This is a genomic window from Micromonospora sp. NPDC018662 (assembly GCF_044391475.1).
Taxonomy (GTDB): Bacteria; Actinomycetota; Actinomycetes; order Mycobacteriales; family Micromonosporaceae; genus Micromonospora.
In genome coordinates this window covers 76,987-97,990 of sequence record NZ_JBISAC010000014.1, presented here as the reverse complement: position 1 = coordinate 97,990, position 21,004 = coordinate 76,987, and the positions used below count along the sequence as shown (strand labels likewise).

Genomic DNA, 21,004 nt, shown 5'->3' with positions numbered 1-21,004 from the left:
ACGGGGGATCAGACGCCGCAGCTACGCTCAGTACGCTCATCGCGGTGGACCCGTCAGTACCCGGAGGTGGCCGATCGTGACCGTCCGTAGCTCCTTTGTCGTAGTGGCCAACCGACTGCCGGTCGACGAGGTGAGCACACCCGAGGGACGGCAGTGGCGGCGCAGCCCCGGCGGCCTGGTGACCGCGCTGCACCCGGTGCTCGCCGAGCACCAGGGCACCTGGGTCGGATGGGCCGGCGGCACCGGCGCCGCGCCCGAGCCGTTCGACCTGGAGGGGATCCGGCTGCACCCGGTGCCGCTGAGCGCCGAGGAGCTGGAACGCTACTACGAGGGCCAGTCGAACGCGACGATCTGGCCGCTCTACCACGACGCCGTCGAGACGCCCGCCTACAAGCGGCGCTGGCGCGAGGCGTACCGGTTGGTGAACGCCCGGTTCGCGGAGGCCGCTGCGGACGTGGCGGCCGAGGGCGCCACGGTCTGGGTCCAGGACTACCAGCTCCAGCTCGTCCCGGCGATGCTGCGCGAGCTGCGCCCCGACCTGAAGATCGGGTTCTTCCTGCACATCCCGTTCCCGCCGATCGAGCTGTTCATGCAGATGCCGTTCCGCGCCGAGATCCTGCGCGGCCTGCTCGGCGCCGACCTGGTCGGTTTCCAGCAGCGGCTGGCGGCGCAGAACTTCGTCCGGCTGGCCCGGCACCTGCTCGGCCTGCGCTACGAGGGGCAGATGATCCAGGTCGACGGCCGGCAGGTGAAGGCCGGCGCGTTCCCCATCTCGATCGAGACCCGGGAGATGGAGCGGCTGGCCGAGGACCCGGCGATCCAGGCCCGGGCCAAGCAGATCCGCGAGGAGCTGGGCAACCCCAAGACGATCATCCTGGGCGTCGACCGGCTCGACTACACCAAGGGCATCGAACTCCGACTCAAGGCCTTCCGCGAACTCCTTGCTGACGGAAAGTTGACAGTTCCGGACGCGGTTATGGTGCAGGTCGCCACGCCCAGCCGCGAGCGCGTGGAGCACTACCAGGCACTTCGGGTGAAGGTGGAACGCGAGGTTGGCCGGATCAATGGTGAATTCGGCCGGGTCGGCGTGCCGGCGGTGCATTATCTGCATCAGTCGTACAGTCGCTCCGAACTGGCCGCGATGTACGTCGCGGCCGACGTGATGATGGTGACCCCGCTGCGAGACGGAATGAATCTGGTGGCCAAGGAGTACGTCGCATCGCGCGCCGACCAGGGCGGCGCGCTCGTGCTCAGTGAGTTCGCCGGCGCCGCCACCGAGCTGCGCCAGGCGTTCCTGTGTAATCCGCACGACCCGGACGCGGTGAAGGACGCGTTGCTCCGGGCCGTGCACGTCGAAAAACCCGAAGCCCGCCGCCGGATGCGCGTCATGCAGCGCCATCTGCGCAGCCACGACGTCGGCCACTGGGCCAAGTCGTTCCTCAGCGAGCTCGGCGTCCCCGATACGGAGGCTGCGTGACCCCGTCCGCCGCCGCCACCGCTCACGGTGGCGTGCTCGACCCGGAACTGCGTGCCGCGATCGGCCGCATCGCCCGGATCCCTCAGCTCCTCGTCGCCTGCGACTACGACGGCACACTCGCGCCGATCGTCGAGGACCCGACAAAGGCCGTGCCGCTGCCCGAGTCGGTCGCCGCGATCCGCGCGCTGGCCTCGCTGCCGCAGACCAGCGTCGCGGTGGTCTCCGGCCGCGCGCTGCGCGACCTGGCCACACTCTCCCGGCTGCCGAGCGAGGTGCACCTGGTCGGCAGCCACGGCTCGGAGTTCGACATCGGCTTCGTCGAGCGGCTCAGCCCGGAGCTGATCGCGGTCCGGCACCGGCTCCGCGAGACGCTGCGGGACATCGCCGCCGCGCACCCCGGGGTCCGGCTGGAGCGCAAGCCGGCCAGCGTGGCCGTGCACACCCGCGGCGTCGACCCGCAGGTCGCCGCCGCCGCCGTGGACGCGGTCCGCAGCGGCCCCGCCACCTGGGACGGCGTGACCGTCACCCAGGGCAAGGAGGTCATCGAGCTGTCCGTGGTGGCCACCCACAAGGGCACCGCTGTCGACCAGCTCCGGACCCAGCTCGCGGCCGGCGCGGTGCTCTTCATCGGCGACGACGTCACCGACGAGAACGCGTTCGGCAACCTGCACGGGCCGGACGTCGGCATCAAGATCGGCCCCGGCGACACCCAGGCCGACTACCGGGTGGCCGAGCCGATCGAGGCGGCCCGCGCGCTCGGCCTGCTGCTGGAGACCCGGCGGCACTGGCTCTTCGGCGAACGGGCGGTGCCGATCGAACGGCACTCGATGCTCGCCAACGGGCGTACGGTCGCGCTGGTCACCCCGGAAGCCAAGATCACCTGGTTGTGCCACCCGAAGCCGGACTCGGCGGCGATCTTCGCCGACCTGGTCGGTGGCAGCCCGGCCGGGCACTTCACCATCGGCCCGGAGCGCGGCGGCATCCCGCTGGGCCAGCGCTACCGCAGCAACACCATGACGGTGGAGACCCGCTGGTCCGGCCTGACCGTCACCGACTGGCTGGACCTGCCCGTCCGGCAGACCACGCCGGACGACCCGGCCGTGGTCAGCGGCGACTCGACACTGGTCCGGGTGCTCAGCGGCACCGGGCGGGCCCGCGTCGAGTTCGCGCCGCGCCCCGAGTTCGGGCAGGTCGCGGTGCAGCTCCAGCCGCTCGACGACGGGCTGCTGGTGCTCGGCTCCAACGAGCCGGTCGCGCTGCACTCCCCCGGCGTCGAGTGGGAGGTCACCAACGACGCCGGGTACGAGACCGCGAAGGCGGTGGTGGACCTGTCCGCCGCCGGCGGGCAGGTGGTGCTGGAGCTGCGCTTCGGCACGCAGAGCCTGGAGCCGCACCGGGTGCCGGTGCACGAGCGGCAGGCCGCCGCGGAGCAGCCCTGGAAGGACTGGGTGGCCTCGCTGCGGCTGCCCACCACCGCCCGGGACCTGGTCGCCCGCAGCGCGCTGACCCTGCGCGGGCTCACCCACGAGCCGACCGGGTCGATCCTCGCCGCGGCGACCACCTCGCTCCCCGAGGAGCTGGGCGGGGTCCGCAACTGGGACTACCGCTACTGCTGGCTGCGGGACGCGGCGATGACCGCGCGGTCGCTGGTCGACCTCGGCTCCACCGAGGAGGCCGAAGGGCTGCTGCGCTGGATCGACGGCGTGGTGGAGCGCACCGGCGGGCACCCGGAGCGACTGCACCCGCTCTACACTGTCGACGGCTACGAGTTGGGTGCCGAGGCGGTCATCGACACGTTGCCCGGCTACGCCGGCTCCCGGCCGGTCCGGGTCGGCAACCTGGCCAACCACCAGCTCCAGCTCGACGTCTTCGGCCCGGTGGCGGACCTGATCGCCGCGGTGGCCGACGCCCGGGGCTCGGTCCGCGACGACGAGTGGCGGGTGCTGGAGAACATGGTCGAGGCGGTCCGCCGCCGCTGGCACGAGCCCGACCACGGCATCTGGGAGGCCCGCCTCCCACCCCGGCACCACGTGTTCTCCAAGGTCATGCTCTGGATGACTGTCGACCGGGCGCTGCACGTGGTGCGCCAGCACGGCGGCGAGGACCGGCCGGAGTGGGTCGACCTGCGCGACCGGATCGGGGCCAACGTGCTCGAGCACGGCTGGCACCCGGAGGCCGAGGCATACAGCGTCGCGTACGGGCACGACGAGATGGACGCGTCGTCGCTCTGGATCGGCCTGTCCGGGCTGCTTCCCGGCGACGACCCGCGCTTCCTCTCCACCGTGCTCAAGATCGAGGCGGACCTACGCAGCGGCCCGGTGGTCTACCGCTACCACTGGGACGACGGCCTGCCCGGCCGGGAGGGCGGCTTCCACATCTGCACGGCGTGGCTGATCGAGGCCTACCTGCGCACCGGTCGCCGCACCGACGCCGAGGAGCTGTTCACCCAGATGGTCGACACGGCCGGCCCCACCGGCCTGCTCCCCGAGCAGTACGACCCGCTGGCCGAGCGGGGCCTGGGCAACCACCCCCAGGCGTACAGCCACCTCGGCCTGATCCGCTGCGCGCTGCTGCTGGACAACATGCTCAAGCAGTGACCCGAGCACACGACGCGGCCCGGGACCCCACGGTCCCGGGCCGCACCACGCTCCCGCCCCACCCCGCCCCACCCCGCCCCACCGCGTCGATCATGCACTTGGTGCCCTCGTGATGTCACGGTATATCCCCTTTGCCGGGGCAGTAAGTGCACGATCGACGTCAGGGGGTGAGGGCGTGCACGACGTCGCCGACGACCACGATGGCCGGTGGGCGGAGCGCGGCGGCGGTCACGTCGGCGGCCACCGTGCCGAGCGTCGAGCTGATGGTGCGCTGGGTGGCGGTGGTGCCCTCCTGGATCACCGCGGCCGGGGTGGTCGGCGACTTGCCGTGGGCGATCAGCGTGGCGGCGATCGCGGCCAGGTTCTTCAGGCCCATCAGGATCACCAGCGTGCCGCGCAGGCCGGCCAGCGACTCCCAGCTCACCAGCGAGGCCGGCGAGTCCGGTGCGACGTGCCCGGAGACCACAGTGAACTCGTGCGCCACCGCCCGGTGGGTCACCGGCACCCCGGCCACCCCGGGCACCGCGATCGCGCTGGTCACCCCCGGCACCACGGTCACCGGCACACCCGCCTCGGCGCAGGCCAGCAACTCCTCACCGCCCCGGCCGAAGACGTACGGGTCGCCGCCCTTGAGCCGGACCACGACCTTGCCGGCGAGGGCCCGGTCCACCAGGATCCGGTTGATCTCCTCCTGGGCGCGCGACGGCCCGTACGGGATCTTCGACGCGTCGACCAGCTCGACGTCCGGCCGCAGCTCGTCCAGGAGCAGCCCGGGGACGAGCCGGTCGGCGACCACCACCTCGGCCTCGGTGAGCAGCCGCCAGCCCTTCACGGTGATCAGCTCCGGGTCGCCGGGCCCGGCCCCCACCAGCGCCACACGCCCACCGCCGCTGGCGGTGTTAAGCGGGGCCCCCTCCTCTACCGAATCCGTTAACCGGGGGCCCCTGCTTGCACTCAGGAGGGTGCGGACGGCGTCGCGGACGGCCCGCGCGCGGTGCGGGTCGCCACCGCCGAGGACGGCCACCGTCACCGGGCCGTGCCGGGTCACCGCGGGCGTCCACGCGCTGGCGGCGACGCGGTCGTCGGCCCGGACGCAGAAGATCCGCCGCTCGGCCGCGGCGGCGCTCACCGCCGCGGCGGCGGCCCGGTCGTCCACCGCCACCTGCACCAGCCAGGCCCCGTCCAGGTCGTCGACGGCGAACCGGCGCGGCTCCCAACGCAGCCGCCCGGCGTCGGCGTACGCGCGCAGCGCCGGCGTCAGCTCCGGCGACACCAGCAGCACGTCCGCACCGGCGTCGAGCAGCGCGGGCACCCGCCGGGTGGCCACCGCTCCCCCGCCCACCACGACCACGCGCCGGCCGGCCAGCCGCAACCCCAGCGGGTACGGGCTGGGCGACGCCTCCCGGGCCGGCCCGCTCACTTCTCGGCCACCCCGGCCGCGTCGAACGTGGCCACCTCGTGCAGCACCCGGACCGCGCCGGTGACGACCGGCAACGCGAGCAGCGCCCCGGTGCCCTCGCCGAGCCGCAGCCCCAGGTCGATCAGCGGGTCGAGCCCGAGGTGCCGCAGCGCCGCCGTGGCGCCCGGCTCGGCGCTGCGGTGCCCGGCGACCATGGCGCCCACCGCGTCCGGCGCGAACGCGGCTGCGGCCAGCGCGGCGCTGACCGCGATCACGCCGTCGAGCAGCACCGGCACCCGACGCGCGGCGGCACCGAGGATCAGCCCGGCCAGCGCGGCGTGCTCCAGCCCGCCGACCGCCGCGAGGACGCCCAGCGGGTCGGCCGGGTCGGGCGTGTGCCGCTCCAGCGCGGCCCGCACCACGCCGACCTTGCGGGCGTACGTCTCGTCGTCCACACCGGTGCCCCGGCCGGTCGCCGCCGCCGCGTCCACGCCGGTGAACGCGGCGACCAGCGCGGCGGCCGGGGTGGTGTTGCCGATGCCCATGTCGCCGGTGAGCAGGATGCCGGCGCCGGCGTCGATCAGCTCGCCGGCGACCCGGATGCCGGTCTCCACCGCCGCCCGGGCCTCGTCCCGGGTCAGCGCCTCGGTGACCGTCATGTCCCGGGTGCCGGCGCGCACGTTCGCCGCCACCAGGCGCGGCCCGACCGGGTCGGCGGGCGTCGCGACGAGGCCGGCGGAGAGCACCGCCGGGGCGGTGGACGGACCGTTCGAGGCGGCGGGGTGCGCGGCCGGGTCGGCGGACGGGCCGATCGGGAGCGGGGTGGCCACGCCGACGTCGACCACGGTGACCGAGGCGCCGGCCTGCCGGGCGAACGCGTTGACGACCGCGCCGCCGGCCAGGAAGTTGCCGATCATCTGGGCGGTGACCTCCTGCGGCCACGGGGTCACACCCTGGGCGTGCACGCCGTGGTCGCCGGCGAAGATCGCCACCGCGGCCGGGCCGGGCAGCGGCGGCGGGCAGGCGCCGGCCAGCCCGGCGAGGCGTACGGAGAGCGGCTCCAGGGCGCCGAGCGAGCCGGCGGGCTTGGTCAGCCGGCCCTGCAGCTCGCGTGCCGCCGCCATGGCCGACTCGTCCGACGGGCGGATCGCCGCGACGGTGGACTCCAGCATCATGCCTCCAGGATCCGTGCCAGCGTCTCGATGAACGCGTCGGTGGTGGCCCGGTCGCGCACCGCGATCCGGAGCCAGTCCGGGCCGAGCCCGGGGAACGTGTCGCCCCGGCGTACCGCCCAGCCGTGCTCGCGCAGCCGCTCCCGCAGCACGGCGGCGCCGGGGGTGTGGATCAGGACGAAGGCGCTGGCCGGGCGCCCCGCCACGCGTACCCCGGGCAGGGTGGACAGGCGGGCCACCAGGTGCTCGCGGTCGGCGGCGAGCCCGGCGGCGATGGCGCGCTCGGCCGCGACGGCGACCGGCCCGGCGCAGGCGGTGGCGGCGGCGAGCGCCGGGGTGGAGACCGCCCAGAGCGGCTGGGCGGCGGCGAGGCGGGCCAGCAGCCCGGCGTCGCCGAGCAGGTAGCCGATCCGCAGCCCGGCCAGCCCCCAGGTCTTGGTGAGGCTGCGGACCACCAGGAGGCCGGGCAGGTCGCGGCGGGTGGCGAGGGATTCCGGCTCGCCGTCGACGCCGGGCGCGACGGTGGTGTCGGCGAACGCCTCGTCGACCACCAGCACCCGGCCGGGGCGCGCGAGCGCGGCGAGCGTGTCCGCCGGGTGCAGCACCGAGGTCGGGTTGGTGGGGTTGCCGACCATGACCAGGTCGGCGTCGGCCGGGATGCGGGCCGGGTCGAGCCGGAAGTCGTCGGCCGGGTCGAGCAGCACCCGGTCGACCCGGTGACCGGCGGCGCGCAGGGCGGCCTCCGGTTCGGTGAATTGCGGGTGCACCACCACCGGGTGCCGGGCGTCGCGCAGCGCGCGGGCGATCAGCACGAAACCCTCGGCGGCGCCGGCGGTGAGGAGTACCTCGTCCGGGGGTCGCCCGTGCCGGTGACCGACGGCGACGCGGGCGGGCGCCGGGTCCGGGTACGCGGCCAGCTCACCCAGCGCGGCGGTGATCGGGTCGGCCAGCCAGTCGGGCATCGGGGCGCGGCGCACGTTGACCGCCAGATCGACCAGTCCGGGCGTGGCCTCGGCGTCCCCGTGGTGTCCCAGGTCGGGTTCGGCGGGCGCGGTGGCGGTCGGCGGTGCGGGCATGACCGCGATCCTGCCGGGAAGCCGGGCCCCGGGACAGCGCATCCCGGCGTGGGTCGCGTCACGGCCCGCCCGTTTATGAATTCTTCTCATTTCCGAATCGGAAATGTCATAGCTTGACCCCGTGAGCAATCGACCCCTTGCGTCCGCCGGTCGTGCCGTGCCCCTTCTCCGTGCCGGGCTGATCGCCGGCATCGTCGTCGCCGCCGCGTTGTACCCGATGGCCGCCGTCACCGGCCTCGGCGCGAAGGCCACCGCGCACGCCGTGGAGCAGAAGACGAGCATCCTCAAGACCGCGCTACCGGCCGAGACCTCGTACCTCTACGCGCCCGACGGCACGACCGTGCTGACCATGTTCTACGAGGAGTACCGGCAGTACACCAAGATCGAGAACATGTCGCCGAACATCCAGCAGGCGATCGTCGCCGCCGAGGACAACCGCTTCTACCAGCACCACGGCGTCGACCCGAAGGGCGTGGCCCGCGCGTTCGTCTCCAACGCCCGCTCCGGTGGCGTCTCCCAGGGCGCCTCCACGCTCACCATGCAGTACGTCCGGATGGCGCTGCGGGACAGCGCGAGCACGCCGAAGGAGGTCCAGGAGGCCACCCAGCAGACCAGCCTGCGCAAGGTCAAGGAAATGCGAATGGCGCTCGACATCGAGAAGCACCTGAGCAAGGAGCAGATCCTCGAGCGCTACCTCAACTCGGCCTACTTCGGCCACCGGGCGTACGGCATCTACGCCGCCTCGCAGATCTTCTTCTCCAAGACGCCGGCCACGCTCAGCCCGGTCGAGGCGGCCACGCTGGCCGGGCTGGTGAAGTCCCCGTCCGAGTACGACCCGATCACCTCGGACCAGAAGGACGCCACCGGCCGGCGCAACTACGTGCTGGACAACATGGCCCGCCTCGGCTACCTGTCACCGGACGCCGCCGCCTCCGCCAAGGCCCAGCCGATCAAGCTGAAGCTCACCGACCCGCCGAACGACTGCGCCGCGATCGACGACGCGCACCGTAGCTGGGGCTTCTACTGCGACTACCTGAAGAACTGGTGGAGCGCGCAGCCCGCGTTCGGCGAGAACCGCCTGGAACGGATGGACAAGCTGCGCCGTGGCGGCTACCGGATCGTGCTCGCGCTCGACCCGAAGACACAGGCGGCGGCCGAGAAGAACGTGGGCGCCGAGGGCAACACCGGCAGCCCGTTCGCCAACGGCATCGTGGTCGCCGAACCCGGCACCGGGCGGATCAAGGCGATGGCGGTGAACCGGAACTACTCGCTCGACCTGGCCGAGAACCCGAACAGCTCGAACCCGGAGGCCGGCCCGAAGGTGAAGGCGAACTACCCGAACACGGTGGCGCCGCTGCTCGGCGGCGGGACGCTCCCCGGCTACCAGGCCGGCTCGACGTTCAAGATGTTCCCGATGCTCGCGGCGCTCAACGCCGGGATGCCGCTGTCCACCGCGTACGACTCGCCGTACAAGTACCAGTCCGCGATCTACAACGGCTGGGCGCCGTCAAACGCCAGCGCCGCGATGACCGGCCGGCAGACCATGTGGTCCGGCTTCGGCAAGTCGGTGAACACCTACTTCGTCCAACTGGAGGAGAAGGTCGGCGCGGACGCCGCGGTACGCCTGGCCGAACAGCTCGGGCTGCGCTGGCGCACCGACGTGGACAAGGACCAGGCGTCGCCGGCCAACGCGAAGAAGTGGGGCGCGTTCACCCTCGGCGTCTCCGACGCCACCCCGTTGGAGATGGCGAACGCGTACGCGGCCGTCGCCGCCGACGGGCGCTACTGCGAGGCGATCCCGGTCAACGCGATCATGAACCGGGACGGCACGCCGGCCACCTGGTCCACCCCGGGCGGGGTGCAGCGTGAGGTGGCCAAGCCCCGGTGCCGCCAGGTGGTCAACGCGGACGCGGCCCGGGCCGCCACCGACGCGGCCCGCTGCCCGACCGGCGACACCCCGGCCAAGGGGAGCTGCGGCGGCTGGTCGACGGCGGACAGCGTGCGCAGGACGGTCGGCCGGCCGGTCGCCGGCAAGACGGGCACCACCGACAGCACCCGGTCGGCGTGGTTCGTCGGCTACACGCCGGAGCTGGCCGCGGCGAGCTTCATCGCCGATCCGGACAACCCGTTCAACGCGGTGGGTGACGGGCAGTCCCAGATCCCGGTGAACGCCGTCGCCGAAACGCTGCGCGACGCCCTCAAGGGCCAGCCGACGCGCCAGTTCACCCCGCCGTCCGACCAGATCGTCGGCTGACTGCCCCCTACCCGTCCCGGGGGTGCGCCCGGGTCAGTTGATCAAGGAGTTTGCGTCCGGGATCGCGTGATCCCCGACGCGAACTCCTTGATCGACGTCGGGGCGGGGCGGTGCCGCTGCCTGACCGATCACGCGGGGGTCGCGACGGACGCCAGGGCGGCGGCCGCCAGCCGCTCGGCGATCCCGGGAAGCGCGGCCCAGTGCGGCACGAGCTGCGAGGCGTGCACGCCGTGCCGGACGAAGCCCTCCGGCGTGCCGCCGCCCCACTGCCAGGCCGGCCGGTCACCGGCACGCGGGGTGAGCACTGCGGCGTGCTGCTTGTGCCCGGTCACCGTGACGCCGGCCGGCGCCACCACGCTGTCGGTGACCGCGGTGGCCTCCCGGTAGCCGACCACCAGGCCGTCCCGGACCGTGCCCACCGCGTCGAGCACCCCGCACATGGGCAGGCCGTCCAGCTCGCGGGCCAACCAGAGCAGGCCGGCCCCCTCGGCGACCACCGGGCGGCCGGAGCGGGCCAGCTCGGCCACCGCGATGCAGAGCCGGCGGTTGGCGGAGAGCTGCTCCGCGTACGTCTCCGGGAGCCCGCCACCGACGACCAGCGCGCGGGCCCCGGCGGGCAGCGCCTCGTCGCGCAGCGGATCGAGCGTGACCACCTCGGCGCCGGCCGCGCGCAGCAGCTCGGCGGTCTCCGGATGGCTGTAGCTGCCGGCGGGGCCGCCGGCCAGCGCGACCACCGGGCGTTCCGCCGACCCGGGCGGGCCGTCCGCCGGGTCGGGCGACCACGGCTCGACGGTCAGCGCGGGCGCGGACCGGGCCAGCGTCAGCAGCCGGTCCAGGTCGACGGTGGCGGCCACCGCCTCACCGAGCCGGCGCACCCCGCGCTCGGCCTCGGCGTCGCCGCGCACCACCGGCGCGGCGCCGTGCCGGCGGGCCGGCAGCACCGGTGGCAGCTCGTGCCGGCGCAACGCGCCGTAGACCGGCACCCCGACGTCGTCCAGCGCCTCGCGCAGCAGCGCCTCGTGCCGCGGCGAGGCCACCCGGTTGAGGATCACGCCACCCAGCCAGAGCTGCTCGTCGTAGGCCCGGAATCCGTGCACCAGCGCGGCCACCGACTGGCCCATCGCGGCCACGTCCACCACCAGCACCACCGGGCTGCGCAACGCGGTGGCGACCGCGGCGGTGGACTCGCTCTCCGGCCGGCCGGCGACCGAGTCGTAGAGCCCCATGGTGCCCTGGACCAGCGCGAACCCGGCCCCCGCCGCGCCGTACGCGAAGAGCGGCCCGACCCGCTCCGGGCCGACCAGCCGCGGGTCCAGCGTGCGCCCCGGACGGCCGGCGGCCAGCCCGAGGTACGCCGCGTCCACCTGGTCCGGGCCGACCTTGAACCCGGCCACCGGCAGTCCCCGGTCGGCGAGCGCGGCGAGCAGGCCGAGGGAGAGGGCACCGGTGCCGTGCCCCGAGGAGGGCGCGCTCAGCACGACGCGCGGCACGTCGGTCATCATCGACTCCTGGATCCTCCGGGTGATTTCCGCCCGCGTGACCATACCCGCCCGGTCCGCCGCGCGGCGGCCGCCCGCCGCCCCGACAACCACCGGCAACGGCGAGTGGCCCCGCTCATACGGGTAGCCTTGACCACCGTGTACCGGTTCCTGCTGACCCCGCGCTGGCTCGGCTACCTGGCGCTGACCCTGGTGGCCGCCGCCGTGATGGTGTTCCTGGGCAACTGGCAGCTGGACCGCTACCACGGCCGGACCGCGATCAACGAGCGGATCGACGCCGGCGCCACCATGACGCCCGCCCCGCTGCGTGACGCGCTGCCCGCGCCGACCGGCGGTCCGGGCCGCGCCGGCCCGGCCCCGGCGGAGCGCCTCACCTGGAGCCGGGTCACCGCCACCGGCCGCTACGACAGCGCGAACGTCGTCCTGATCCGCGGCCGGACCGTCGACAACACGGTCGGCTTCGAGGTGCTCACCCCGCTGGTGCTGGCCGACGGCACGGCGGTGCTGGTCGACCGCGGCTGGATCCCGCCCGTTCCGGGCGCCGGCGCGACCGTCCAGCCCTCGGTGCCGGCGGCGCCGTCCGGCGAGGTGACCGTCACCGGCCGGGTGGTCGGCAGCGAGAGCGGCGGCGGTGCGGTGGCCCGGCGCGACGGCAAGCTGGAGGCCCGGCGCATCGACATCGCCCGCCTGGCGAAGCAACTGCCCTACCCGGTGACCGGCGGTTACGTGCTGCTGGACGGCCAGACGCCGGCCGCCGACCCGGCGTTCCAGGCGGTGCCGATCGGGCACACCAACAACTGGCAGAACTTCGGCTACGTGTGGCAGTGGTGGATCTTCGCGGTGATGAGCCTGGTCGGGTACGGCTGGGTGGCACGCCGAGAGGCCCGCCGCCGGGCCGGCCTGGACGGGCCGCGCGTGCCGGTGGACCGGGCCGCCGAGCCGGCCGCCGCGGGGCCCGCCGCCTCCTGAGCCCGGTCAGCCGGTGACCCGGCCGGCGTGGATCGCCCGGACCGCGTCGATCGTGTCCGCCTCGGCGGCGGTCTTGTCGTCCCGGTAGCGCACCACGCGGGCGAACCGCAGCGCCATCCCGCCCGGGTAGCGGCTGCTGGTCTGCACCCCGTCGAAGGCGATCTCGACCACCTGCTCCGGCCGCACCCGGACCACCCAGTCGCCCTTCTCCACGGCCAGCGCCAGGAACCGCTCGGTCTGCCAGCGCAGCAGCTCGTCGGTCAGCCCCTTGAACGTCTTGCCGAGCATGACGAACTCGCCGGTGCCCGGGTCGCGGGCGCCGAGGTGCAGGTTGGACAGCCACCCCTGGCGTCGGCCGCTGCCCCACTCGACCGCCAGCACCACCAGGTCGAGCGTGTGCCGGGGCTTGACCTTGACCCAGGCCGCGCCGCGCCGCCCGGCGTCGTAGGGCGCGGCCGGATCCTTGACCACCACCCCCTCCTGGCCGGCGTCGACCGCCGCGGCGAACGCCGCCGCGGCCTGCGCCGCGTCGTCCACCTCCACGCGGCCGACCAGCAGCGCCGGGTCGACCGCGCGGGCCAGCGTCGCCCACCGCTCCCGCCCGGGCAGGTCGATCAGGTCGACGCCGTCGAGGTGCAGCAGGTCGAAGAAGTACGGCGTGAGCACCGGCTCACCGGCGCGCTCGGCGGCGGCCAGCACGGCGGGTGCCACCGGGGTGCGACCGGTGGTGCTGGGCGTGGTGCGTCGGGCCGCGTGGCTCGACGTCTGCTGGAACGGCAGCGGCCGGCCGGTGGCGTCCAGCCCGATCGCCTCGCCGTCGAGCACCAGCTCGCGGGCCGGCAGCGCGCGGACGGCGGCCACCACCTCGGGCAGCCGGCCGGTGATCTCGTCGAGGCTGCGGGTGAAGACCGCGATGTCCTGACCGGAACGGTGCACCTGGATGCGGATGCCGTCGAGCTTGACGTCGACCACCGCCGGGGTGCCGGTCGCGGTGAGCGCCTCGTCGACCGAGGGCGCGCTCTGCGCCAGCATCGGCGCGAGCGGGCGGCCCACCTGGAGCCCGAACCCGGCCAGCGCGGCGGCGCCCCCGGTGAGCGCCGCGACCGCCACCGCCCGCAGGTCGCCGGCGAGCAGCAGGGCCCGCCGGACGACGGTGACCGGCACCTCGGCGGCCCGGGCCACCGCCTCGGCGAGCAGGCCGGCCTGGGCGCCCTGACGCAGCTCGCCCCGGAACAGCCCGACCAGGAGGCGTTGCTCGTCGGCGGTCGCGGCGGCGAAGAGCCGGCCGACCAGCTCCCGCCGCCGGGCCTGCGAGCCGGTGCCGCCGACCCGGGAGATCTCGTCGATCGCCGCGTCCACCCCGGCCACGGTCAGCGTCGGGGTGGCGGCCGGAGGCGGCAGGTCACGCAGGCTGGCCCACCCGACACCGGTCTGCCGCTGACGCAGCTCACCGGCGAGGTAGCCGGCGCCGGCCGCGATCTCGGCCGGGTCGAGCCGGCGCAGCGCGGCGGCCAGCAGCTCCACCTTGGCCCGCCGGCCTCCGGTGGCACCGATCGCGGCCGAGGTGGCCGCCAGCTCCGCGAAACGCACGCCCACATCCTGCCAGTCGGCTGTGACAGCGGGACCGCTTCCGGCGGCCCGGCCCACCGCATCGGGTGCGCCGGGCCGACCGAAGTCGCGCCGCCGGCCCGGGACGGTCAGGCCGAGACCGGCTCCTCGACGCGCAGGCCGCGCCCGCGCACGCCGTCGGCGACCCGGGTGAGCAGCGCGTCGAGCGTGACCAGCGTGGCGGAGAGCTCACCGAGCTGTTCCTTGAGCGTGGCCTCGGGCCACGCGGAGACGTCGACGTCCCCCAGAGCACGGACGGCGGCCTGGAGCCGCGCCATCTCGTCGTTCGTACGCATGTTCGAAAGGCTATAACACCCGGCCCGCCGACACACCGCAAACTCCGACATCCATCCCGAAGTTACGGTTTCGACACCGGGCGCGGCGCGACCGGGCGATGAGGTGGGTCGGAGGCGATATACCGCAGAGGCATAATTATGACCGTCAGGCATATCGCTTCCGACCGCATCGCCTCGCCCCGTCGTCACCCGCCGTGACCGAGCAGGGTGCCGTGACGGAGCCGGGTGCCGGGACCGAGCCGGCCACCGTGACGACACCGGCCGTCCTGACGGCACCGGCCGCCGTGCCGACGCCCGCCGGTCAGGCGCGGCCCGCCTCGGCCACCTTGGCCAGCAGCAGCGCCTCGGCCAGACAGACCCGGGCGAACTCGCCCAGGTGCAGGCTCTCGTTCGGCCCGTGCGCCCGGGCGTGCGGATCCTCCACGCCGGTCACCAGGATCGCCGCGCCGGGGAACATCTCCTGGAACGTGGCGATGAACGGGATCGAGCCACCCACCCCGATGTCGACCGGGTCGGTGCCGTCCCAGGCGCCCCGGAACGCGGCCCGCGCCGCGTCGAACATCGGCCCACTCGCGTCGATCACGCAGGGTGCGCCGTCGTGCTCGAACGTCACTGTCACCTGCGCGCCCCACGGCGCGTTGCGCTCCAGGTGCGCGGTCAGCGCGGCGTACGCCTTCTTCGGGTCGTCACCCGGCGCCAGCCGTACGCTCAGCTTCGCCTTCGCGGCCGGGACCAGCGCGTTCGGCGCCTCGCCGGTGGCGGGCGCGTCGATGCCCAGGATCGCCAGCGCCGGCTTGGTCCAGAGCCGGTCGGTGATCCGGCCGGTGCCGAACAACCGCGCGCCGTCGACCAGGCCGGCCTCCGCGCGGAACCGATCCTCCGGGTAGTCGACGACGGCGCCCTCACGGCCGGCCAGGCCGTCCACCGCGACGTCGCCGGCGTCGTCGTGCAACGTGCCGAGCAGCTTCACCAGCGCGGTCAGCGCGTCCGGCACGGCCCCGCCGAACATGCCGCTGTGCACCGCGTGGTCGAGCGTGCGCACCTCGACGAAGCAGTTCACGATGCCGCGCAGCGAGGTGGTCAGCGCCGGCACGCCGACGTCCCAGTTGGTGGAGTCGGCGATCACGATGACGTCCGAGGCGAGGTCGTCACGGTGCTCGGCGAGCAGCCGCTCCAACGAGTCCGAGCCGTACTCCTCCTCGCCCTCGACGAACAGCACCACGCCCACCGGGAGCCGGTCGCCGAACGCGCGCAGCGCGGCCACGTGCGCCATGATGCCGGCCTTGTCGTCGGCCGCACCCCGGCCGTAGAGGCGACCGTCGCGCTCCACCGGCTCGAACGGGTCGGACTCCCACAGCGAGAGGTCACCGACCGGCTGCACGTCGTGGTGGGCGTAGAGCAGCACGGTGGGCGCGCCGGGCGGGGCCGCCCTCGTCCCGATCACCGCCGGCTGGCCGCCGGAGCGGACGATCCGGGTGTCCAGGCCGCAGCCGCGCAGCAGCTCCGCCACCGCCTCGGCGGAGCGCTCCACGTGCGAGTGGTCGAAGCCCTCGAAGGCGATGCCCGGGATGCGGACGAGTCGCTCGAGGTCGGCACGGACACCGGGCAGTTCCCGCTCGACGGCGGCCCGCACCTCGGACTCGGAGATGATCGGAGTGGTCATGACCGGAATCGTATGCCGGCCTTACCCGGCCACACCGTCCCAGCCCGGTCGCCGGCCGAACCGCACGTAGTAGCGGCTCGCGTCGTGCGGCAGGTCCGGCGCGCCGTCGACCACCAGGTCCGCCGCCGCCGCGGTGCGGTCGGCGGCGAAGTGCGCCCGCTCCCCCGCGTGCCAGCGACGCAGCTCCGGCAGCACCTGGACGCCGTCCCGGGCCAACGCCCGGGCCAGCCGCCGCTCGGCGGGCGCGGTGACCAGCACGGACAACGTCAGCTCGGGGCGCACCACGGCGCGCGCCGCGCTCACCCCCTCGACGATCAGCACCGGCCCGGCCGGCACCGGCACCACCGGACCCAGGAAGCGACCGCGGACCCAGCTGTACCGGCGGTAACCACCCGTCCGTCCGGCCCGCACCGGCCCGAGCACCAGCTCCTCCAGCCGGGTCCAGAACGTGAGCTGGTCGTCCCAGCCGTCGAGCAGGTCGTCGGTGCGGACCAGCGGCGGCCGGACGCCGCCCGGGACCGCCGCGAACGCGTCCGCGAGGCGCGTCGCGAACACGCTCTTGCCCGCGCCGCTCGGCCCGTCCACCGCCACCAGCCGGGTACGCCCCAACCGCGCCGGCCCGGCCAGCACCCGCCGGGCCAACCCGGCGTACGACTCGACCACCGCGACGTTCACCCGACCGACGCTAACGTTCCCCCGTCCGCTGGATCCTGCGACCCGGGCGGACCGTTTCGCCGGGCGGCGTGGCGACGTGGTGGGCATGATCTGGGGGTGCTGCATGACGTGATGTGTCCGGGCGTCGACGCCCTCCTGGAACAGGCCCGCGCCGGTCTCCGCCGGCTCACCCCGCACGAGACCGTCGAGGCGGTCCGCAACGGGGCGTTGCTGATCGACACGCGCACCGAGACGCAACGTCGCGAGGAGGGTGAGCTGCCCGGCGCGATCGTCATCGACCGCACGGTGCTGGAGTGGCGGCTCGACCCGGCCAGCGCCTGGCGCATCCCGGAGGCCACCGGGTACGACCGCGAGATCGTGGTGGTGTGCCGCCAGGGCTACAGCTCCAGCCTGGCCGCCGCCAGCCTCCAGACGCTCGGGCTGCGTCAGGCGACCGACATGATCGGCGGCGTGCAGGGCTGGCGGGAGGCCGGACTGCCGATGTCCGACCGCCCGGCCGACGTCCGGCCCTGACCCGTCGTCGGCCGTCCACGGGGTGGTCCCGGCGTGGCGGCTCAGTCGGGTGCGCCGGGTGGCACGAACGGCAGGCCCGGCGGCGGGCCGGACTCGATCAGCCGCCACAACGCGCCGGTGTCGAGGTGCTCCTCCACCAGGTCGCCGAGCAGGTCCAGGGTCCGTTCCCGGGCCGCCGCGAACGACGTGTCCGGCGCGACCTTGAAGCCGGTCCGACCGGCCGCGCCCGCGACCTCGGCGAGGAACCGGCGGCGGAACGCGTCGGATTCGAAGGCGCCGTGCCAGTGCGTGCCGTACACCGCGCCGAGCCGGGCGCCCTCGCCGGTGCCGTCGGCGTACCGCAGCAGCGGCGGCAGGCCCGGGTCGGCGGCGGAGACCCGACCGTGGTGGATCTCGTACCCGCGCACCGGCACGTCCCCGGCCGCGACGCCCTCGGCCACGCGGACCGTCTTACGGCTGTCGAAGGTGACCTCCACCGGCAGCAGGCCCAGGCCGGGGACGCTGCCCCGGCGGCTCTCCACCGGGTCGTGGATCGCCCGGCCCAGCATCTGGAACCCGCCGCAGATGCCGAGCAGCGGACGGCCGGCGGCGGCGTGCCCGAGGACCGCGTCGGCCAGCCCGGTCTCCCGCAGCCAGGCCAGGTCGGCGACTGTCGACTTCGAGCCGGGCAGCACCACCAGGTCGGCGGCGGCCAGCTCGGCCGGTTCGACGGTCAGCCGCACCCGCACCCCCGGCTCGATGGCAAGCGCCTCCACGTCGGTGGCGTTGCTGACCCGAGGCAGCCGGACCACTGCCACGTCGAGCCAGTCGGTGCCGCGCGGCGCCGCCGGCCGCCCGAGCACCCGCCCGTACGCGAGTGAGTCCTCCGCGTCCAGCCACAGGTCCAGCGCCCAGGGCAGCACCCCGTACGTGGGGCGGCCGGTGACCCGGTGCAGCATGTCCAGCCCGGGGCGCAGCAGCCCGAGGTCACCCCGGAACTTGTTGATCACGAAGCCGGCGACCAGCGCCTGGTCGGCGGCGTCGAGCAGCGCCACGGTGCCGAACATCGAGGCGAACACGCCACCCCGGTCGATGTCGCCGACCACGATCGCCGGCAGGCCGGCCTGCCGGGCCAGGCCCATGTTGACGTAGTCACCGGCCCGGAGGTTGATCTCCGCCGGGCTGCCCGCGCCCTCGCAGATCACCACGTCGTACTCGGCGCGCAGCTCGGCCAGCGCCGCGTACGCGGTGGCGGCCAGCCGGGGGCGCAGCGCCTGGAAGTTGCCGGCGGTGACCGTGTCGACCGCCTCGCCGAGCAGCACCACCTGGCTGGCCAGATCGCTGCCCGGCTTGAGCAGCACCGGGTTGAAGCGCAGGTCCGGCGCGAGCCCGGCGGCGGCGGCCTGCATCGCCTGGGCCCGACCCAGCTCGCCGCCCCGGCCGTCCGGGCCGACCACCACTGCCGAGTTGTTGGACATGTTCTGCGCCTTGAACGGGGCGACCCGGACGCCCCGGCGGCGCAGCCAGCGGCAGATGCCGGCGGTGAGCACGCTCTTGCCGGCGTCGGACGTGGTGCCGGCGACCAGCAGCCCGCCGCTCACGGCCGGCGGCCCCGGGCGGTGGTGCTGCCGCAGGCGGCCTGGCGGCTGCCGGCGAGTGCGCGCAGCGCGGCCCGGCCGGTGGCGCCGGCCAGCCGGCCCACGGTCACCGGGTAGAGCGCGGCCAGGCCGAGCGCGGCCAGGCCCACCGTCCCGGAGACCCGGGCGGCACGCTTCAGGTGCCGCGCCTCCGGTCGGGGCCCGTCACCGAGGAACGGCCGCGTCTCCGACCGGCCGAAGTACACGTTGCGCCCACCCAGCCGGACGCCGAGCGCGCCCGCCATCGCCGCCTCGCACTGGCCGGCGTTCGGGCTCGGGTGGTCGGCCCGGTCCCGCCGCCACACGTGCCAGGCGGCGGCGCGGTCGCCGTGCGCCACCGGCGCGACGGCCACCGTGAGCAGCCCGGTCAACCGGGACGGCACCAGGTTGAGCAGGTCGTCCAGCCGGGCCGCCGGGGTCCCGAAGCGGGCGTACCGGGGCGAGCGGTGGCCGACCATGGCGTCCAGCGTGTTCGCCGCCCGGTAGCCGAGCAGGCCGGGCAGCCCCGCGACCGCGCCCCAGACCAGCGGCGCGACCACCGCGTCGGAGGTGTTCTCGGCGACCGACTCGACGGTGGCCCGGGCCAGCTCCGGCTCGTCGAGCGTCGACGGGTCACGCCCACAGAGGTGACCGAGGCGGGCCCGCGCGGTGGGCAGGTCGGCCCGGCGCAGTGCCCGCGCCATCACCCGGGACTCGTGCCGCAGCGTGCGCCCACCGAGCACCGTCCAGGTGCCGGCCGCCACCAGCGCGGCCCGCGCCACCGGATGACGTCGGGTGGCCCGGCCGGCGGCGGCCCCGAGCAGCACCGGCACGCCGACCGCGAGCGCGGTGAACACGACGCCGGCCGTGCGGTCCGGTCGGTAGACGCGCCGCTCCAGCGCGCCGGCGGCGCGGCCGAAGCCGGCCACCGGATGCCACCGGCGCGGGTCGCCGAGCAGCGCGTCGAGCGCGTAGCCCGCCACCAGCCCGGTCGCGTTCGCCATGGCGGTCGCCTGCCGCACCCGTCACCACCCCCGGCCGGCCAGCCTAGCCGTACCGACGGTCGGGGGCGGGCCGTGCCGCGGGGTGGCAGCGCCGACGCCGCCACCCCGCACCCCCGTTGCCCGGCCGGACGCTCAGGCGGGCACCGGCGTACGCCGCCGGCCGCGACGGCCCGAAGCAGCTCCGCCGCCCGACCCCGCACCGCCCGGCCCCGTGCTGCCCGGCCCGTCGTCGGCCGGCAGCTCGACCTCGGCCAACTCGTCGTCCTCGGCCGGGGCCGGCTTGTCCCCCTCCTCGGCGGCCAACTCGTCGTCCTCCCCCACCCTGGGCCCACCGGGCCGGACCTCCCCACCACCGGTCGGGCCGCCCGGCCACGTGCCGCCGCCGGCCCCCGGATCGGCGGGCCGGTCGTCGAACGGGTCGAGTTCGACCACCCGGTCGAGCGTGCCGGTGAGGCCGACCCGCGTCGGCCCGAACTCCGGGAAGTCGTCGTCGAACGGCCGGTCGTCGAACGTCGCCGGGGCCTGGTCGTGGGACACCGGCTCGGTCGCCTCGCCGTGCACCCGCTGCTCCGCCTCGGCGTCCTCGACCGAGCTGGTGGCCGCGCGCGGCTGGTTGCGCAGGAAGCGCGACCGGCCCCGGGACAGGTCGTGCCCGACCGCGACCGCCTCCAGCTCGTAGAGCGTGCGGTGGTTGCCGGCCTCGTCGGTCCAGTCCCGGGTGTAGAGGCGGCCGGCGACGATCACCGGATCGCCCACGGCCACCGAGGCGGCCACCCCCTCGGCCAGGCGTCGCCAGCAGTTGACGCGGACCCGCAGGCTGTTGCCGTCGACCCAGCGGCCGCTGTCCCGGTCGAGCCGGCGCGCGGTCGAGGCGACCTTGAAGTTGGCCACCAGCGTGCCGCTCTGCGTGGTCCGCCGCCACTCCGGCGCGGTCATGATGTTGCCGACGATCGTTACGTGGGTGTCGAACATCGTCCCTCCCAGGGATCGGCTTGTCCGGGAGAGCGTGGGCCGCGACGACCGGCGCCGGCCACCCGACGGCTCGCGCCTGTGGATGACGGACCGCCTTGTGGACAACCGCCTGATCAAGGTCCCGATCTGCTAGGCCGATGGCCTCTACGGCATCGACCTGCGGCGACACATGATCGGAAAGTGACCGACGGGAGGCGTTCCGGAAACCTCCCGGGTGGGTAAGTACTTGATCAAC

General features: G+C 74.9%; 15 protein-coding genes and 1 pseudogene. 5 read left to right on the top strand and 11 right to left on the bottom strand.

Annotated elements, in window-relative coordinates; all coding sequences use genetic code 11:
- Nucleotides 1-76: 76 nt before the first annotated feature.
- Both ACH495_RS28875 and otsB read left to right on the top strand, forming a co-directional pair.
- On the top strand, nucleotides 77-1,477 hold the full coding sequence (locus ACH495_RS28875) for a trehalose-6-phosphate synthase (protein WP_091069502.1): 1,401 nt from the start codon (nucleotides 77-79) through the stop codon (nucleotides 1,475-1,477).
- The gene (otsB, locus tag ACH495_RS28870; RefSeq protein ID WP_396860860.1) at nucleotides 1,474-4,074 is read left to right on the top strand and encodes a trehalose-phosphatase; all 2,601 of its coding nucleotides are present in this window, start codon (nucleotides 1,474-1,476) and stop codon (nucleotides 4,072-4,074) included. Before ACH495_RS28875 ends, otsB begins: the two co-directional genes overlap by 4 nt.
- Nucleotides 4,075-4,234: 160 nt before the next feature.
- On the opposite strand, the gene cobA is transcribed toward otsB, so the two are convergent.
- From cobA to cobC, 3 genes are read right to left on the bottom strand one after another with little or no spacing between them, the layout of a single operon-like run.
- Nucleotides 4,235-5,494 carry a uroporphyrinogen-III C-methyltransferase gene (cobA, locus tag ACH495_RS28865; RefSeq protein ID WP_396860859.1) on the bottom strand — a complete coding sequence of 420 codons (1,260 nt, stop codon included), beginning with the start codon at nucleotides 5,492-5,494 and terminating at the stop codon, nucleotides 4,235-4,237.
- A complete protein-coding gene (locus ACH495_RS28860) occupies nucleotides 5,491-6,645 on the bottom strand; it encodes a nicotinate-nucleotide--dimethylbenzimidazole phosphoribosyltransferase (protein WP_396860915.1) in 1,155 nt (384 codons plus the stop codon). Before ACH495_RS28860 ends, cobA begins: the two co-directional genes overlap by 4 nt.
- Nucleotides 6,645-7,721 (bottom strand): Rv2231c family pyridoxal phosphate-dependent protein CobC, encoded by a 1,077-nt coding sequence (gene cobC, locus ACH495_RS28855; RefSeq protein WP_396860858.1) that lies wholly within the window; start codon nucleotides 7,719-7,721, stop codon nucleotides 6,645-6,647. Before cobC ends, ACH495_RS28860 begins: the two co-directional genes overlap by 1 nt.
- Nucleotides 7,722-7,842: 121 nt before the next feature.
- Here cobC and ACH495_RS28850 point away from each other — a divergent pair, with 121 nt between their 5' ends.
- Nucleotides 7,843-9,975, top strand: a complete 2,133-nt coding sequence (locus ACH495_RS28850) for a transglycosylase domain-containing protein (RefSeq protein ID WP_396860857.1) — start codon at nucleotides 7,843-7,845, stop codon at nucleotides 9,973-9,975.
- Between the two features lie 128 nt (nucleotides 9,976-10,103).
- Here the strand turns inward: ACH495_RS28850 and ACH495_RS28845 are convergent, their stop codons facing one another.
- Nucleotides 10,104-11,474, bottom strand: a complete 1,371-nt coding sequence (locus ACH495_RS28845; protein ID WP_396860856.1) for a cobyrinate a,c-diamide synthase — start codon at nucleotides 11,472-11,474, stop codon at nucleotides 10,104-10,106.
- Nucleotides 11,475-11,612: 138 nt separating this feature from the next.
- Between ACH495_RS28845 and ACH495_RS28840 the strand changes: the two genes are divergently transcribed.
- On the top strand, nucleotides 11,613-12,443 hold the full coding sequence (locus ACH495_RS28840) for an SURF1 family protein (protein WP_396860914.1): 831 nt from the start codon (nucleotides 11,613-11,615) through the stop codon (nucleotides 12,441-12,443).
- Nucleotides 12,444-12,449: 6 nt separating this feature from the next.
- Here ACH495_RS28840 and ACH495_RS28835 read toward each other — a convergent pair whose 3' ends face one another.
- From ACH495_RS28835 to ACH495_RS28820, 4 genes and pseudogenes are all read right to left on the bottom strand, one after another.
- The gene (locus tag ACH495_RS28835; protein WP_396860855.1) at nucleotides 12,450-14,033 is read right to left on the bottom strand and encodes an ATP-dependent DNA ligase; all 1,584 of its coding nucleotides are present in this window, start codon (nucleotides 14,031-14,033) and stop codon (nucleotides 12,450-12,452) included.
- A gap of 107 nt (nucleotides 14,034-14,140) precedes the next feature.
- Nucleotides 14,141-14,347 (bottom strand): hypothetical protein, encoded by a 207-nt coding sequence (locus ACH495_RS28830; protein ID WP_091571646.1) that lies wholly within the window; start codon nucleotides 14,345-14,347, stop codon nucleotides 14,141-14,143.
- 301 nt (nucleotides 14,348-14,648) lie between these two features.
- Nucleotides 14,649-16,010: a dipeptidase gene (locus ACH495_RS28825; RefSeq protein WP_396860854.1), complete on the bottom strand. Its 1,362-nt coding sequence runs from the start codon at nucleotides 16,008-16,010 to the stop codon at nucleotides 14,649-14,651.
- Nucleotides 15,988-16,790 (bottom strand): annotated as a pseudogene (locus tag ACH495_RS28820) (uridine kinase); the annotation flags it as partial. The pseudogene ACH495_RS28820 and the gene ACH495_RS28825, both read right to left, overlap by 23 nt.
- A 6-nt stretch (nucleotides 16,791-16,796) precedes the next feature.
- Between ACH495_RS28820 and ACH495_RS28815 the strand changes: the two are divergent.
- The gene (locus ACH495_RS28815; protein WP_396860913.1) at nucleotides 16,797-17,198 is read left to right on the top strand and encodes a rhodanese-like domain-containing protein; all 402 of its coding nucleotides are present in this window, start codon (nucleotides 16,797-16,799) and stop codon (nucleotides 17,196-17,198) included.
- Nucleotides 17,199-17,239: 41 nt separating this feature from the next.
- Here ACH495_RS28815 and ACH495_RS28810 read toward each other — a convergent pair whose 3' ends face one another.
- The 3 genes from ACH495_RS28810 to ssb form a co-directional block, all read right to left on the bottom strand.
- Complete coding sequence (locus tag ACH495_RS28810) at nucleotides 17,240-18,778, bottom strand: cobyric acid synthase (RefSeq protein WP_396860853.1); 1,539 nt, start codon at nucleotides 18,776-18,778, stop codon at nucleotides 17,240-17,242.
- Nucleotides 18,775-19,815, bottom strand: a complete 1,041-nt coding sequence (locus ACH495_RS28805; protein WP_396860852.1) for a cobalamin biosynthesis protein — start codon at nucleotides 19,813-19,815, stop codon at nucleotides 18,775-18,777. Before ACH495_RS28805 ends, ACH495_RS28810 begins: the two co-directional genes overlap by 4 nt.
- A gap of 114 nt (nucleotides 19,816-19,929) precedes the next feature.
- Nucleotides 19,930-20,769 carry a single-stranded DNA-binding protein gene (ssb, locus tag ACH495_RS28800; protein ID WP_396860851.1) on the bottom strand — a complete coding sequence of 280 codons (840 nt, stop codon included), beginning with the start codon at nucleotides 20,767-20,769 and terminating at the stop codon, nucleotides 19,930-19,932.
- Nucleotides 20,770-21,004 lie beyond the last annotated feature (235 nt).

What these genes read in the sequence shown, in the direction of transcription:
- ACH495_RS28860 (WP_396860915.1), bottom strand. Translation starts at nt 6,645, where the DNA reads ATGCTGGAGTCCACCGTCGCGGCGATCCGCCCGTCGGACGAGTCGGCC.
- cobC (WP_396860858.1), bottom strand. Translation starts at nt 7,721, where the DNA reads ATGCCCGCACCGCCGACCGCCACCGCGCCCGCCGAACCCGACCTGGGA.
- ACH495_RS28845 (WP_396860856.1), bottom strand. Translation starts at nt 11,474, where the DNA reads ATGACCGACGTGCCGCGCGTCGTGCTGAGCGCGCCCTCCTCGGGGCAC.
- ACH495_RS28830 (WP_091571646.1), bottom strand. Translation starts at nt 14,347, where the DNA reads ATGCGTACGAACGACGAGATGGCGCGGCTCCAGGCCGCCGTCCGTGCT.
- ACH495_RS28825 (WP_396860854.1), bottom strand. Translation starts at nt 16,010, where the DNA reads ATGACCACTCCGATCATCTCCGAGTCCGAGGTGCGGGCCGCCGTCGAG.
- ACH495_RS28815 (WP_396860913.1), top strand. Translation starts at nt 16,797, where the DNA reads ATGTGTCCGGGCGTCGACGCCCTCCTGGAACAGGCCCGCGCCGGTCTC.
- ssb (WP_396860851.1), bottom strand. Translation starts at nt 20,769, where the DNA reads ATGTTCGACACCCACGTAACGATCGTCGGCAACATCATGACCGCGCCG.